This window comes from Bacillus sp. UNC41MFS5 (assembly GCF_000686805.1).
In genome coordinates, this window is record NZ_KK366017.1 from 230,794 (window position 1) to 246,075 (window position 15,282).

Sequence of the window (15,282 nt, forward strand, 5' to 3'; positions counted from 1 at the left end):
AACTAAGGGGGAGAAATATGAATCTTTTATCAAAGTTTGAAGAATCAGCGAAGAACTTTGCTACTAAACCAGCCTATTATTTTATGAACCAAACATGTACTTATGCTGAATTAGATGGTGTGATTAGTAAATTTGCATCCGGTTTAGAAAAATTAGGGGTAAAGCAAGGGGATCATATTGCATTATTGCTGGGGAACTCGCCGCACTTTGTAATCAGCTTATATGGGGCATTACGATTGGGGGCAACTGTTATTCCCGTGAATCCCATATATACTGCTGATGAGATTGGCTACATATTAAATAATGGTGACGTTAAAGTAGTTATCGGGCTTGACCTGGCAATCCCATTAGTTGAAAAAATCCACACCTCCCTTCCCAAAATAGAGCATTATATTTTTTGTGAAACAGCACCAAATAGCAATGTAGAACCGAAGATTGAAAACCTATCATGCTCCCCAAAAATGAAATCGTTTTCAATGATAATTGCTGCTGGAGACTTAACCTTTAAGGGACCTGAGCTTCAGGACGATGGTACTGCTGTCATTCTTTATACATCTGGTACGACAGGCCAACCAAAGGGTGCAATGTTAACCCATAAAAATTTATATAGTAATGCTAAAGATGTTAGCGAATATTTGAAAATGAATTCCGAAGATAAGGTGGTAACGGTTCTTCCTATGTTCCATGTTTTCTGCTTGACTGTTGCCTTAAATGCACCACTATTAAGTGGGGCAACGCTATTAATAGCACCAAAATTTAGTCCAAAAGAAATTTTTGAACTAGTTAAAGAAAATAGGGCAACTGTTTTTGCAGGTGTCCCAACCATGTATAATTTCCTCCTTCAATATCCTGATGGAAATCCAGAAGACTTAAAATCTTTACGTCTATGTATTTCAGGAGGGGCTTCCTTACCTGTAGCCCTCTTAAAGAATTTTGAACAAAAATTTAGTGTTGTCATTTCTGAAGGCTATGGGTTGTCTGAGGCTTCTCCTGTTACATGTTTTAATCCGCTTGACCGCCCGCGTAAGCCAGGGTCAATCGGGACATCCATCCTCCGTGTTGAAAATAAAATCCTGAATGAGCTTGGTGAAGAAGTCGCTATTGGTGAGGTAGGAGAATTGGTTGTGAGAGGTCCTAATGTCATGAAAGGTTACTATAAAATGCCAGAGGAAACAATAGCGACTATTCGAAATGGCTGGCTTCATACCGGGGACCTTGCCAGAATGGATGAAGATGGGTACTTTTATATTGTCGATCGAAAAAAGGATCTCATCCTAGTGGGCGGCTATAATGTCTATCCGCGGGAAGTGGAAGAGGTTATTTATAACCAGTCAGATGTTGTCGAAGTGGCTGTTCTCGGCGTTCCAGACCCAAATCTTGGGGAGGCTGTAAAAGCCTTTGTTGTCAGCAAGAACCCTGAGTTAACAACAGAACAATTACTAGATTATTGTAAGGAGCACTTAGCTAGATATAAAATTCCATCTTCGATTGAATTCATTGATGAACTTCCAAAGAATACAACCGGTAAAATCTTAAGAAGGGTCCTAAAGACACAACTAGCCCAAACTGTCAGTAACTAATATTTATTTCGGAGGGCAGGTCGTGTTAAACTGCCCTTTTAAGGGGGATTATGGTGGAGCCAATTTTGCTGGAGTTTAATAATCATGTGGCAGTTGTCACAATTAATCGGGCCGATTCTTTAAATGCGTTTAATTATGAGACCTTACTCGACTTACAGAAAACGGTTGAAGAAATTCGAATAAATCCAAAAGTTCGGGCTGTTCTTTTTATTGGTGCCGGTGAAAAGGCATTTAGTGTGGGGGCAGACTTAAAGGAACGAAAAACATTAACGGATGAAGAAGTGAAGCGAAATCTTTATAAAATTAATGAGGTCTTTACAGCGATTGATAGTCTGCCCCAACCGACTATTGCCGCAATAAATGGGTTTGCATTTGGTGGAGGTATGGAGCTAGCTTTGGCTTGTGATTTCCGCTTTGCAGCAAGAGAAGCACTAATGGGGTTAACGGAAACGAGTCTTGCCATCATTCCTGGTGCAGGGGGGACACAACGTCTACCACGTTTGATTGGTCAGGCGAAGGCTTTAGAACTCATTTTGACAGCAAGGCGCTTGTCCGCTGATGAGGCTTTTATCTATGGAATGCTAACAAAAGTTGTGGAGCAGAAGGAATTAATGTCAGAATGTTTAGCTTTTTGTTCGCAATTACTTGCAAATGGCCCGATTGCAGTACAACAGGCAAAGTTTGCCATAAAAAATGGGATGAATACGGATCTAAACACAGGATTACAAATTGAACGAAAGGCATATGAAGTAACACTCCCAACAGAAGATCGAATCGAAGCATTGCAGGCCTTCGCTGAAAAAAGAAAGCCCGCCTTTAAAGGGAAATAACGAACATGGTGCTTGCGCCATGTTTTTTTTGTAGCAATCACTGATATTTAATTCAATTTTTACCATTAGTTCTAATTTGTCCTTTTTTAACTAAACTAAATATAGAGAGTCTGTACACAAAGGGGGACAAATCATGGCGAGAAAAATGGGAGTCTATGCGGTTGTGGGCTACATTCTATATGGATTGATTATTTATTGGTATTTATTCTATTTTGCTGATTCGAGCCTTCCGTTTGAATATGAAGGATCGAAGGCGGACCCGGCCACCTTTTTGAATGGCAGGGAACTTATGTTGAGTGAGGAGTACTCCAAAATAAGAAATTTATTATTTTTCTTATCTACTCCCTTAGAATGGCTCATTTACTTCTTGATATTATTATTCGGCTTATCTAAAGCATTCAAGAATTGGGCTGAAAACTCCTCTAAGTATAAAATGCTGCAAACAGCCATTTATCTAATTTGGTTATCTGTTTTCGCTTATTTGGCAACATTTCCATTAAGCTATATTAGTTTTAAATTATCTAAAACCTATAATATTTCGACCCAGTCGTTTGCTTCCTGGATGAAAGATGAGTTAATCGATTTTTGGATTAATTATGGGACATGGCTGATCATTGTCCCTGTATTATACTGGTTGATGAAGAAAAGTCAGAAACGCTGGTGGCTGTATGGGTGGCTTTTATCTATTCCGTTTACATTATTTATGATGTTTCTCCAGCCAGTTGTGATTGACCCGTTATATAATGACTTTTATCCTTTAAAAAATAAAGCATTGGAAACAAAAATCCTGACACTGGCCGAAAAGGCTCAAATTCCAGCCACTCATGTATTTGAAGTGAATAAGTCAGAAGAAACCAATGCTTTAAATGCCTATGTCACGGGGATTGGTTCTAATGCTCGGATTGTCCTGTGGGATACTACCTTAAATAAACTATCGGATAATCAAATCTTATTTATAATGGCTCATGAAATGTGCCATTATGTTGAAAAACATATTTATTTTGGAATAGCTGGTTACTTGCTGATTTCACTCCTCGGTTTGTATTTGACCTATAGGATAATGAATTGGGCAACCAAACGATGGGGCAACGAATTGAAAATCTCAGATGTAAGAGATATCCGCTCCCTTCCATTATTTTTTATGATCCTTTCGATGCTCCTGTTTGCTGCCAGTCCATTTACCAATTTTACTTCCCGTTATCAGGAAACACGCGCCGACAAATATGCGATTGAAATGACCAAAAATCCAAAAGCAGCGATTACTTCTTTTCAGGAATTAACTCGTTCTGGTTTAAGTCAAGTAAATCCGCCGTTATTAGTAAAAATCTTCAGGTATACCCATCCTTCGATGCTTGATCGGATATCGATGCTTGAAGAGTACGAGGTGAACCACAGAAATAAATAGGTATAAACTACAAAAAAGGCTAAGACATTGTTATATGTCTCCAGCCTTTTTTGTTACATAAAATTACACAACAAGCATTTGATGAACTAAAAAAGCCGTCAGTCATGACGGCAGTTAAAAATTATTTACGTTCCAAACTTTTTGTTAATTTCCGTTAGTTGCCCCGATAACAGTAGAAATGACTTTTTGTCTCGAGAATCAATGGCCGCATCGATTTTTTGCAGTAATTTTTCTCTTTCGACTGTTAGCTGAATTTCGGACAGCAGCATGTCGATGTATAAATCCTGGACAAAGTTCTCTTTCAAGCGATTGCGTTTCATGGCACCAAGTTTCATTAATTCCGTGTATGATTTTTCATTCATGAAAATCACCTCTGATGCTTTTTAAAATTATATGGTTTTTTTTGAAGAATATCATTAGTTTTTAAATTTTCAGATAAATATTTATTTAGCCTAAATTTTGTGAATAATTTAGGAACAGTTTAGAAAAGTAAGGGAATATAAAACAAGGAGTGTTAAGATATGATGGATAAGATGAAAAAGGAGTTGAATAGATTGAAACAAACCGAGATCGAAGATTATGAAATCAATTCACGTACGATGTTTGTAGAACCAGTGGCATATGGAAGTAAAAGTTACTCACGTGTAGTGGAAGTAGAAGATGAATTCTTGCTACCCGTTAAGCCTTTGGATCTAATTAAAAAAAGTTGCAATTATTATGGTGTTGATTACGAAAGCAGGAAAAGAGGAACACGGCAACTAATTGGTTATTTTCGAAAACTCCCAATCATCATTGAACCAACTTACCACATCTATTTTTTTCCTACAGTTTCGCCGCTAAAACCTGAGTGTATTTGGATAGCATTTGAACATGTAGAATGTTATCGACGCGTAGCCGCACAAAAGACAATGATCATTTTCCGCAACAAAAAATCACATATATTTCCTGTTCCGGTTAGTACAATAGAAGGACAGATGTTAAGAACTTCATTATTAAAAACAAAGCTCATGCAAAGAATAGAAAGTAATGGGAGAAAAATCTTTAATAAGGCAAATGGACCCCAGTTAATAAATGCACTGGAAAGCTCCCTAGAATACGATGCCCATTCGAAGGATCCAAAATAAGGTTGATTATTTCTATACAATTAACGGGACAGATGTTTTTTTAATAAATAGGCCTCCATTAATTCTTGGACCTTATTACGTATCCTTGGGTTAAAGTAATTATGGTTTTCTTCGTAGCCTTTATAAATAAACCTGTATAAAGTAAAAGCATCGTCCCGTTTTGTTTTAATTACCTGAAGTTTATTTTTTTTCATATATTGTTTTACTTCCGCCAATTCCTTCTGTATTTCCTTCATCGTTTCCTCAATCAAATCTAAATAGGGTTGTTTTAATTTAAAAGGGCTCTTTTCGACAACGGTTAAATCCCGGTTTAAGATAATTAGAACCATTGGCAAATACATTGCCTTCTCCATTATGTCTCGATCATCTTCGGGGATTCTGGTCATTTTTTCAGTCACACCTTTCGTTACAATAAGAACAAACGTTCTTCTATATTTTACAAAAAAGGAACATCAAAAGCAATAGGACTTTACATAAACAAAACTCGTCATTTGGCGAGTTTTATTTATTGAAAATTGCAGTTGTTATATGAGAAAGTTTTTATTAATAGAAGGATATCTGATGGGGGAAAATGAATTAAATGAAGAAACCCCTAAAGAGAAAAAACAGTCATATAAATAGGAGCATAAAAAACGTGGATGAATAGGTGATAAACAATGAGATCTGATAAACATCAAGTGAAGAAAAAGAAACGATGGCCATCTGTTTTACTGATATTCTTACTGTTAATTGGGGCAGTGGCAGGCTATGCTTTTTTTCAGTACAAGCAGGGCGTTAACCAATCATTAAAAAAAATTGATAAAAACGCATCAAATGTTGCCTATACTTTCGAAGGGCAAAAAGATCAGTATGGGGGGACGAATATCCTTGTGCTTGGAAGTGATGCAAGAGGTAAAGAAAAGTCTCGCGCAGATACAATCATGATTGTTCATTATAATGAAGACAAAGGAACCTTTAAACTAACTTCAATCATGAGGGACAGTTACCTCGAGATACCGGGGCATGGTAAACATAAGGTTAATTCTGCATTTGCACGCGGTGGACCAGAATTAATGAGGCAAACCATTAAGCAAAATTTTGATATTGATCTTCAATACTATGTCATTGTCGATTTTCAAGGTTTTGTCCAGCTTATTGACGAAGCATTCCCTAATGGTGTAGAAATCGATGTAGAGAAAAAAATGTCAAAAAATATTGATGTAACTTTAGAGCCAGGTCTGCAAAAATTAAATGGAGAGGAAATGCTTGGTTACGTCCGCTACCGTCATGATGCCATAGGCGATTTTGGAAGGGTGGAACGTCAACAAAAGGCGGTTAAGGCCATTGGAGACCAATTGATGGGTCTGCAAACGATTCCTAAGCTCCCTAAACTTATTGGCGTAGTATCGCCTTATGTTAATACAAATATGGATACGGGAGACATAACATTTATGGCGAAGGATTTCTTTTCAAATGATCGTGGAAATATTGATACGTTACGAATTCCAGTCGAAAATAGCTATTCTAATGCGCGAATAGCTGGAGAGGGAGCTGTATTAGATATCAATGTCGAAAAAAATAAAGAGGCACTTCATCAATTTATCACAAAGTAATTATTGGCACTGCTAATTCGTAAAAAAATGAGGAGAAATAGGATGGACATTGAATCATTAAGAGCATGGTTTACGCTTGAACATATAATGAATCTAATTCGGGAATATCGAGCCCTTGGCCCCATACCTGGCATAATGCTTATTGTCATTGAAGCATTTTTGCCTTTTCTCCCATTGTTTTTATTTGTAATGGCTAATGCCAGTGCTTTTGGACTTTGGTTAGGATTTTTATACTCATGGCTCGGAGCCTGTATGGGGGCCATGCTCGTATTTTTACTAGTCAGAAGGTATGGGCAGCAAAAGTTATTATCTTTTTTGTCCAAGCACCCTCAGGTTCGTAAATTGATGGATTGGCTGGATCGTCATGGATTCGGCCCCCTCTTTTTAATGCTATGTTTTCCATTTACCCCCTCAGCTGTAGTGAATATAGTTGCAGGTCTTTCTAAAATACGCCTTTCCCAATACATGTTAGCTGTGGTAATCGGGAAGATGGTGATGATATTCACAATTAGTTTTGTGGGCTATGATATCCAGTCATTGCTGACGAAGCCGCTTCGGACTGTTGTAGTACTGCTTATTATATTCATTCTTTGGTTTGTTGGTAAAAGAATTGAAGGCAGAATGAATAAGAGCATAGAAACTGACCATAATGGTGAAATAGATAGAAACTATAAACAGGAGAGACGGAGGAGCGTTAATGAAGATTGAATGGAAAAAGGAAGGCATGGAATGGGCTAAGGCTTTTGCGATTGGAATCATTATTTTTGCTTTTATTCGTACATTTTTCTTTTCAAATTATGTAGTAGAAGGCGAATCAATGATGCCAACGCTTCAGGATGGGAACAAGCTGGTAGTTAATAAGCTTGGTTATCAAGTGGGGGAATTAAATCGATTTGATGTAATTGTTTTTCATGCCAATAAAAAAGAGGATTTTGTCAAACGAATCATCGGCCTGCCAGGTGATAAAATCGAATATCGTGATGATCTGTTGTATATTAATGGTCATAAGTATGAAGAGCCATTTTTAAATGTGTATAAACAAAAATCTCCTGGAATAAGGATTACTGGTGATTTCAGCTTAAAAGAAATTACCGGTGAAAATACAGTCCCTGACGGAAAATTATTTGTTCTTGGTGATAATCGATTAGGAAGTTGGGACAGCCGGCAATTCGGTTTTATAAAAGCTAGTCAAGTAGTAGGCAAAGTAGATTTACGCTACTGGCCATTAAATGAAATGGATGTCCATTTTTAAATAAAGAGATTAAGGCACTATACACGATGAACAATCGTGTTTTTTTTGTTTAAAACCGTAGAATTTACCATTTATGGCTTGAATCTGTACACTGGTATTCCAAACGTTTGTGCTTATTTTGTGATAGAATGAGAGATATAAAGTTTAAGAGTGGTTGTGGAAAGCGGGGTTTTTACATGTCATTAAGAATGGTAATTGGTCGGTCAGGAAGCGGCAAAACAGCTATGTTCCTTGAAGAAATAAAGGAGCGGCTTCAGGAAAAACCAGAGGGTACACCGATTATTTATATCGTTCCAGAACAGATGACCTTTTTATCTGAATATCGCTTGGCAACAGACCCGGCAATCGGTGGAATGATCCGCGCTCAAGTATATAGTTTTTCACGACTAGCGTGGCGGATTTTGCAAGAAACAGGCGGGATTAGCCGAATCCATTTAAGCAGTGTAGGGATGAGCATGCTCATTCGCAAAATTATTGAAGAGCAAAAGGAACAGCTAGGACTTTTTCAGCGTGCTGCTGATAAAACTGGATTTATCAAACAGCTTGAGCAAATGATAACTGAATTTAAACGATATTGTATAAGACCAGAGGAGTTAATTCAGAACGGATTTCAATCAAATGGTGATACAACGGCTGCCAATGCCTTAAATGATAAAATCAAAGATTTAGAAATTATTTATAAAAAGTTCGAGGACGAAATTTTTGGTAAATATATTGATTCAGAGGATTACTTTACACTATTAGCGGAGAAAGTGTCTCATTCAACCTATTTAAAAGATGCAGAAATATATATCGATGGTTTTGATAGTTTTTCACCCCAGGAATATCGGGTAATGGTGGAATTAATGAAGCATTGCCAAACTGTTTCAATTGCACTAACCACCGAGCACTTGTCCGTTGGTTCAGCTCCTGATGAACTAGACTTATTTCGCTTATCCGGTGGAACTTGTTTTTCCATTTATGATTTAGCTAAAGCAAACGGTATCGAGATGGAACAGCCTGTCATTTTAAAAGAGCAAAAAAAATGGACTGAGCCATCATTGCGTCACCTGGAAGAAAAATTTGATACGCGGCCTGTAGTACCATATTTGGATAAGTCCCAAATTAATATTTGCCAAGCAGTAAATCGTAGAGCCGAGATAGAAGGGATCGCCAGAGAGATTCGTGATTTTGTCAGAGCAAAGGGTTTCAGGTACCGGGATATCGCTTTGTTAATCAGAAATGGGGGGGACTATCATGAGATTGTTGAACCAGTTTTCAACGATTATCAGATTCCCTATTTTATTGACCAAAAAAGGACGATGCTTAACCATCCTTTAATTGAATTAATCCGATCAAGTCTTGAGGTGATTAATTCTTATTGGCGCTATGAACCGGTATTTAGAGTGATTAAGACAGAATTATTATTCCCCATTCAGGAAAATACCGCTAAAATGCGAGAGAAAATGGACAAACTAGAAAATTATTGTCTAGCATACGGAATAAACGGAAGTAAGTGGACAAAAAAAGATCGTTGGAGCTATCGACGCATTAGAGGGCTGGAATTAGAAGTTAATTCTCAAACCGATGCAGAAAAAGAAATGGAACAAGAGTTAAATGAATTAAAACTGATGATAACAGCGCCGTTATTACGATTATCTAGAAGATTGAAAAAAGCGGATTCAGGACGAAAACTCTGCGAAGCTATCTATTTATTGCTAGAGGAATTGGATGTCCCAGCAAAACTTGAAAAGTGGAAGGCAGATGCCGAGGAAAAGGGTAATCTTGTAAAAATGCGTGAGCACGAACAAGTCTGGAATGCTGTCATTGATCTGCTCGATCAATATGTTGAAATACTCGGGGATGAGCCAGTCCCATTAAAGGCATTCGCGGCGGTGTTAGAGTCAGGTTTTGAATCCTTACATTTTTCACTTATTCCACCTGCACTTGACCAGGTTTTGGTTGGGGATTTAGAAAAATCAAGGCTGAATGAAATAAAAATTGTCTTTGTGGTGGGTGTCACTGAAGGAATATTGCCTGCGAAAATATCGGATGAAGGGATTCTTTCAGATGAAGACAGGGAAATGCTTTTGGCAGCTGGGGTCAATATCGCACTTAGCAGCAGGACACGGTTGCTCGATGAAAACTATCTAGCCTATAAGGCTTTTACCGCACCATCTGAAGCCCTTTTTGTGTGTTATCCACTTGCGAATGATGAAGGAAAAGCGTTAATTCCTTCCTCGTATATTAAGAGACTAAAAGATATGTTTCCAGATGCTAATGAGCTTTTCTACGTTTCAGATCCATCACAAGTTTCGGAACGGAGCCAACTAAGTTTTATTTCAAATTTTACAACTACGTTGTCTTACCTCAATTCCCAACTGCAATGGAAAAAACGAGGATATCCCATTTCTGATCTTTGGTGGGATGTTTATAACTACTATCTTGAGAGTTCAGGGAAGGACAAGGCCCAAAAAGTGTTTTCAAGCCTGTTTTATTCGAACCCAGCCGTAAAACTTTCTACAGAGACAGCAGATGAATTATATGGCGAAGCCATTCAAGCTAGTGTTTCTAGAATGGAACTATATAACTCCTGTGCTTTTTCTCATTTCGCTCAGCACGGTTTAAAGCTCCGGGACCGCCAAGTATATCGATTAGAGGCTCCTGATATCGGGGAGTTGTTTCATGCGGCCCTAAAACAGATAGCGGATATTGTCAATGAACAAAACCTTTCTTGGGCAGAGCTTTCAAGGAAACAATGTGAAGAGCTCTCGAAGGAAGCAGTCATGACATTAGCTCCTAAACTGCAAAACGAAATATTATTAAGTTCAGAGAGACATCATTATATAAAACGGAAATTGGAGCAAATTATTACCCGAGCCTCTGTAGTTTTAAGTGAGCATGCTAAAGTGAGTGGTTTTTCACCTATTGGTTTGGAATTAGGATTTGGACCAAATGGAAAACTGCCGCCATTATCATTCTCACTGAAAAATGGGAAAAGAATGGAGTTAGCTGGTAGAATTGATCGAGTCGATCAGGCAAAAGCTGCAGATGACAGCGTCTTTTTACGAGTTATTGATTACAAGTCGAGTGAAAAGGATGTCAATTTTAGTGAAGTGTATTATGGGCTTGCACTGCAAATGTTAACCTACCTTGATATTGTCATGACACATTCGAATGAATTGGTAGAGATGAAAGCCAGTCCTGCAGGTGTTCTCTATTTCCATGTTCATAATCCTTTTATTAATACAACCAAAATGTTGACGATTGATGAAATCGAAAAGGAAATGATGAAAAAATTTAAGATGAATGGATTAATGGTAAGTGATCAAAATGTAATCCGGCTTATGGACAAAACACTTGAATCGGGTGATTCACAAATTATTGCGGCTGGTATAAAAAAAGATGGGAATTTATCTAAAAAATCAAAGGTTGCCAGTCTATCAGAGTTTGATGACCTGAAAACTTATGTCCGTAAATTATATCTAAAAACAGGTAACGCTATAATCGATGGACAGATTGATATAGCACCATATAAATTAAAGGATAAAACACCTTGTACATTTTGTTCTTATAAATCAGTTTGTCAATTTGACGAGGCCATTGAGACTAATCAATTCCGGGTTCTCACACCGCACTCGAAAGAAGATGTACTAGAATTGATTAGGAAGGAGGTTCGAGAATCATGAGTAAGGTTGCTATTCCGCCCAAGCCAGAAAATGTAACATGGACTGATGACCAATGGAAGGCAATAATGGCAAAGGATAGAGATATACTCGTCGCGGCAGCGGCTGGTTCGGGAAAGACGGCTGTCCTCGTGGAAAGAATCATTCAAAAAATTCTTTCAAAGGAAGGTCCGATTGATGTTGATGAATTATTAGTAGTGACCTTTACGAATGCATCGGCAGCTGAGATGCGGCATCGAATAGGGGAGGCACTAGAAAAAGCTATTGATGCTGACCCAAGGTCTCGCCATTTAAGAAAACAGCTCAGCTTATTAAACAAAGCATCCATTTCAACGCTCCACTCCTTTTGTATGGAAGTCATCCGAAAATATTATTACTTAATCGACGTAGATCCAGGGTTTCGAATTGCTGATGAAACAGAGGCGCAATTAATCCGCGATGAAGTGATGGACGAGTTATTTGAAGAAGAATATGGCCAAAAAGATAATGAAGCCTTTTTTAACCTAGTGGATTCATTCACTAATGACCGCAGCGATGCTGCCTTAATGGATATTGTTCGGTCTATTTACGATTTTGCTAGCTCAAATCCAGAGCCAGATCAATATTTACGGTCAATAATAAATATGTATGATGTTTCATCGATTCAAAATATAGAGGACCTTCCCTTTATACAGGACCTGCTATTTGATATTGAACTACAATTAGAAGCGGCTAGAGAAATGATAAACCGGGGGCTGGAAGTAACGAAGCTCCCAGGCGGACCAGCACCTAGAGCTGAAAATTTTCTAGATGATTTAATGGTAATTGATACTCTTCTACTTGCCAAAAAGGACTCTTGGGAAACACTTTATCAAGCATTAATGACCTGGTCTTTTTCACGGGCAAAACAAGTGAAAGGTGATCACTTTGATAAAGAACTAACGGAGAAGGCCCAAAAACTCCGCGATAAAGCAAAGAAAAAAATTCAAGATATAAAAGGGGAATTATTCTCTCGAAAACCTGAGAGCTTTTTACGTGATATGGAAGAGATGCGGCCATTAATAGAAACATTGATTCATCTTGTGAAGGAATTTTCTCAGCGGTTTGCAAAGGTGAAAAGAGAAAAAGGACTTGTCGATTATGCTGATTTAGAACATTACTGCCTTGGCATTTTGACAAAGGAAATCTCAACTGAGGGTGAATTTCTTCCATCGGAAGCGGCCCTTGCATACCAAAGGCATTTTAAAGAAGTCTATTGTGATGAATATCAAGACACAAATATGGTGCAGGAAACCATCCTGAAACTTGTAACGAAGAAAGAAGAGCACAATGGAAATATGTTTATGGTCGGAGATGTTAAACAGTCCATTTACCGCTTTCGATTGGCTGAGCCAAACCTTTTCTTAGGCAAGTATACCCGCTTTAAAGTTGATGGAGAGTCAACGGGATTACGTATTGATTTAGCACGAAATTTCCGAAGCAGAAGTGAAGTGCTCGATGCTACCAATTATTTATTTAAACAAATTATGGGTGTCAAGGTTGGCGAAATCGAATATGACGAGGCGGCAGAGTTACGTGCTGGTGCACCCTATCCAGAAGATGAGACCTTTCCGGTTGAACTTCTGCTTATTAACCAAAACGTTGAAGAAAAGGAATCATCAACTGCGACATCTGAAGGTGAGGCAGGGGCAGAGGCGGAACTAGAAGAATTTGATGCAGTTGGACTGGAACAATCCCAACTCGAAGCAAGGGTTATTGCTTCTAAAATTAAGGAATTAGTAGCTACTGGAGCACCAGTATATAATCCAAAAACGAAATCTACTCGGCCGCTCATGTATCGGGATACAGTTATTCTGCTCCGTTCGATGACATGGGCACCGCAGATTATGGAAGAATTCAAGCAGCAAGGGATTCCCATTTATGCCAGCCTCTCAACGGGGTACTTTAACGCAACGGAAGTAGCCATTATGATTTCACTCCTGCGTGTTATTGATAATCCATTCCAAGACATCCCCCTTGCCGCTGTATTACGGTCCCCCATCGTCGGGTTGAACGAGGAGGAACTATCAATAATCCGCATTCAACAGAAACGAGGCTCATTTTGGGAAGCAGTTTCTGCCTTTTGTAAGAGTAAACAAGCTGAAAATACGGCTGCATTTTACGAAAAACTGCGCCGCTTTTATGACTTTTTGACAGAATGGCGCTCTATGGCAAGACAGGGATCTTTGTTTGAGTTAATATGGCAGTTATACAGAGATACCCAGTTTTATGATTTTGTCGGAGGCCTACCGGGAGGAAAGCAGCGTCAGGCAAACCTGCGTGCATTATATGATAGAGCACGGCAATATGAACATACTTCTTTCCGTGGTTTGTTCCGGTTCCTGCGGTTTATTGAACGAATGATGGAAAGAGGAGACGATCTCGGGGCAGCAAGGGCACTTGGAGAGCAAGAGGACGTTGTCCGAATTATGACTATTCATAGCAGCAAAGGGCTTGAATTTCCTGTCGTATTTATGGCGGGAATGGCCCGAACCTTTAATATGGCTGATATACGTAAACCATATATGCTTGATAAAGAATATGGATTTGCTTCTAAGTATGTAAATGCAGAAAAAAGGATTTCGTACCCTTCCTTACCACAAATTGCATTTAAGCGAAAAAAGAAAATGGAAATGCTCGCCGAAGAAATGCGTGTCTTATATGTAGCGATGACTAGGGCTAAGGAAAAACTTTACCTGACGGCAACATTAAAAGATGCGCTGAAAAAAATTGACCAATGGAATGATGTTGCAGCTAATACAGATTGGCTGTTGAAAGATTACGAACGGGCAGCCGTTTCAAGCTATATTGATTGGATTGGTCCGGCCCTTGTTCGCCATCAAAACAGTAACGAATTAAGGATTAATGAAACGATAAATCCCCTTATACCTGAGGAAATCACAAATCACCCTTCCGTATGGAAAATTTCTTTGCTAAGTGCTGAAGAGGTGAAGCAGAATGAAACAGAAGAAGATATAGAAGAAAATCAACTTCTTGAACGTGTGCAAAAAGGTGAACTTGTCGAGACTACGTCACCTTTTGCAGAAGAAATTAAGTCCCGCTTAGATTGGGAATATTCTTTTTCGAATGCTGCGAGCCATCGTTCGAAACAATCCGTTTCTGAAATAAAACGCCAAAGGGAAATGGCGGATGAACAAAGTGGGACCGACCTTGTAAATCACTTTAAAAAATCAATAGTAAAACGTCCTAAATTTATGCAGGAAAAGCAATTAAGCCCAGCCGAACGAGGCTCTGCTATGCATATGGTCATGCAGCACGTCGATTTAACTAAACCAGTGAATCAAGAATCTCTTCAGGAACAATTAACATGGATGGTCAATAATGAATTATTAACCCCCGAACAGGCTGCAGTAATTGATAAAAATTTGATTATTCAATTTTTTGATTCCAATTTGGGGCGAAGGTACTTTAATGCTAAAACAATCAACAGAGAAGTTCCATTTACACTTTCCATGCATGCTCGTGATGTGTATCCTAATTGGAACGAGGAAGATGAATCTGTGTTTGTGCAAGGGATTATTGACTGCATCTTTGAGGATGAAGATGGGCTGGTTTTAGTGGATTATAAGTCAGATCGAATAACTGATCGCTATAAAGGTGGGTTTGACCAAGCCAAGACAATTCTTGAGAACCGCTACAAGATGCAAATTAACTTATATACCCGTGCAATTGAGCAAATCTGGAAAAAAAAGGTCAATGAGAGGTATTTGTTTTTCTTTGACGGTGCTCATATTTTAAAGGTTGAGAAGGATTAAATTCAATAAAAAATGACATAGACCATCTTATGGTTTATGT

At 38.4% G+C, this 15,282-nt stretch carries 11 protein-coding genes; 9 read left to right on the forward strand and 2 right to left on the reverse strand.

The features are described from left to right. The first annotated feature begins 17 nt into the window (after nucleotides 1-17). The 3 genes from BR30_RS0117435 to BR30_RS0117445 all read left to right on the forward strand — a co-directional run bounded on the left by BR30_RS0117435 (nucleotide 18) and on the right by BR30_RS0117445 (nucleotide 3,815). Entirely contained in the window at nucleotides 18-1,580 is a 1,563-nt protein-coding gene (locus BR30_RS0117435) for a fatty acid--CoA ligase family protein (protein ID WP_026566081.1), read from the forward strand. A 53-nt stretch (nucleotides 1,581-1,633) separates the two neighbouring features. Continuing rightward, nucleotides 1,634-2,410 carry an enoyl-CoA hydratase-related protein gene (locus tag BR30_RS0117440; RefSeq protein WP_026566082.1) on the forward strand — a complete coding sequence of 259 codons (777 nt, stop codon included), beginning with the start codon at nucleotides 1,634-1,636 and terminating at the stop codon, nucleotides 2,408-2,410. A 133-nt stretch (nucleotides 2,411-2,543) separates the two neighbouring features. Then, complete coding sequence (locus tag BR30_RS0117445; RefSeq protein WP_026566083.1) at nucleotides 2,544-3,815, forward strand: M48 family metallopeptidase; 1,272 nt, start codon at nucleotides 2,544-2,546, stop codon at nucleotides 3,813-3,815. Nucleotides 3,816-3,940: 125 nt separating this feature from the next. Here BR30_RS0117445 and BR30_RS0117450 read toward each other — a convergent pair whose 3' ends face one another. After that, the gene (locus tag BR30_RS0117450) at nucleotides 3,941-4,177 is read right to left on the reverse strand and encodes an IDEAL domain-containing protein (RefSeq protein ID WP_026566084.1); all 237 of its coding nucleotides are present in this window, start codon (nucleotides 4,175-4,177) and stop codon (nucleotides 3,941-3,943) included. A 159-nt stretch (nucleotides 4,178-4,336) separates the two neighbouring features. On the opposite strand from BR30_RS0117450, the gene BR30_RS0117455 reads away from it, so the two are divergent. Continuing rightward, on the forward strand, nucleotides 4,337-4,939 hold the full coding sequence (locus BR30_RS0117455) for a competence protein ComK (RefSeq protein ID WP_231507745.1): 603 nt from the start codon (nucleotides 4,337-4,339) through the stop codon (nucleotides 4,937-4,939). Nucleotides 4,940-4,959: 20 nt separating this feature from the next. Here BR30_RS0117455 and BR30_RS0117460 read toward each other — a convergent pair whose 3' ends face one another. Then, nucleotides 4,960-5,325 (reverse strand): YhjD family protein, encoded by a 366-nt coding sequence (locus tag BR30_RS0117460; RefSeq protein WP_026566086.1) that lies wholly within the window; start codon nucleotides 5,323-5,325, stop codon nucleotides 4,960-4,962. 270 nt (nucleotides 5,326-5,595) lie between these two features. Here BR30_RS0117460 and BR30_RS0117465 point away from each other — a divergent pair, with 270 nt between their 5' ends. The 5 genes from BR30_RS0117465 to addA all read left to right on the forward strand — a co-directional run bounded on the left by BR30_RS0117465 (nucleotide 5,596) and on the right by addA (nucleotide 15,242). Further along, nucleotides 5,596-6,531, forward strand: a complete 936-nt coding sequence (locus BR30_RS0117465) for an LCP family protein (RefSeq protein ID WP_026566087.1) — start codon at nucleotides 5,596-5,598, stop codon at nucleotides 6,529-6,531. A gap of 42 nt (nucleotides 6,532-6,573) precedes the next feature. Beyond that, nucleotides 6,574-7,239 (forward strand): TVP38/TMEM64 family protein, encoded by a 666-nt coding sequence (locus BR30_RS0117470; protein ID WP_026566088.1) that lies wholly within the window; start codon nucleotides 6,574-6,576, stop codon nucleotides 7,237-7,239. Further along, a complete protein-coding gene (gene lepB / locus BR30_RS0117475; RefSeq protein ID WP_026566089.1) occupies nucleotides 7,229-7,783 on the forward strand; it encodes a signal peptidase I in 555 nt (184 codons plus the stop codon). The genes BR30_RS0117470 and lepB overlap by 11 nt, the downstream gene beginning before the upstream one ends. A gap of 176 nt (nucleotides 7,784-7,959) precedes the next feature. After that, a complete protein-coding gene (gene addB / locus BR30_RS0117480; RefSeq protein WP_026566090.1) occupies nucleotides 7,960-11,451 on the forward strand; it encodes a helicase-exonuclease AddAB subunit AddB in 3,492 nt (1,163 codons plus the stop codon). Next, the gene (addA, locus tag BR30_RS0117485; RefSeq protein WP_035445725.1) at nucleotides 11,448-15,242 is read left to right on the forward strand and encodes a helicase-exonuclease AddAB subunit AddA; all 3,795 of its coding nucleotides are present in this window, start codon (nucleotides 11,448-11,450) and stop codon (nucleotides 15,240-15,242) included. Before addB ends, addA begins: the two co-directional genes overlap by 4 nt. Nucleotides 15,243-15,282 lie beyond the last annotated feature (40 nt).

What these genes read in the sequence shown, in the direction of transcription:
- BR30_RS0117435 (WP_026566081.1), top strand. Translation starts at nt 18, where the DNA reads ATGAATCTTTTATCAAAGTTTGAAGAATCAGCGAAGAACTTTGCTACT.
- addA (WP_035445725.1), top strand. Translation starts at nt 11,448, where the DNA reads ATGAGTAAGGTTGCTATTCCGCCCAAGCCAGAAAATGTAACATGGACT.
- BR30_RS0117445 (WP_026566083.1), top strand. Translation starts at nt 2,544, where the DNA reads ATGGCGAGAAAAATGGGAGTCTATGCGGTTGTGGGCTACATTCTATAT.
- BR30_RS0117460 (WP_026566086.1), bottom strand. Translation starts at nt 5,325, where the DNA reads ATGACCAGAATCCCCGAAGATGATCGAGACATAATGGAGAAGGCAATG.
- BR30_RS0117470 (WP_026566088.1), top strand. Translation starts at nt 6,574, where the DNA reads ATGGACATTGAATCATTAAGAGCATGGTTTACGCTTGAACATATAATG.
- lepB (WP_026566089.1), top strand. Translation starts at nt 7,229, where the DNA reads ATGAAGATTGAATGGAAAAAGGAAGGCATGGAATGGGCTAAGGCTTTT.
- addB (WP_026566090.1), top strand. Translation starts at nt 7,960, where the DNA reads ATGTCATTAAGAATGGTAATTGGTCGGTCAGGAAGCGGCAAAACAGCT.
- BR30_RS0117465 (WP_026566087.1), top strand. Translation starts at nt 5,596, where the DNA reads ATGAGATCTGATAAACATCAAGTGAAGAAAAAGAAACGATGGCCATCT.
- BR30_RS0117450 (WP_026566084.1), bottom strand. Translation starts at nt 4,177, where the DNA reads ATGAATGAAAAATCATACACGGAATTAATGAAACTTGGTGCCATGAAA.
- BR30_RS0117455 (WP_231507745.1), top strand. Translation starts at nt 4,337, where the DNA reads ATGATGGATAAGATGAAAAAGGAGTTGAATAGATTGAAACAAACCGAG.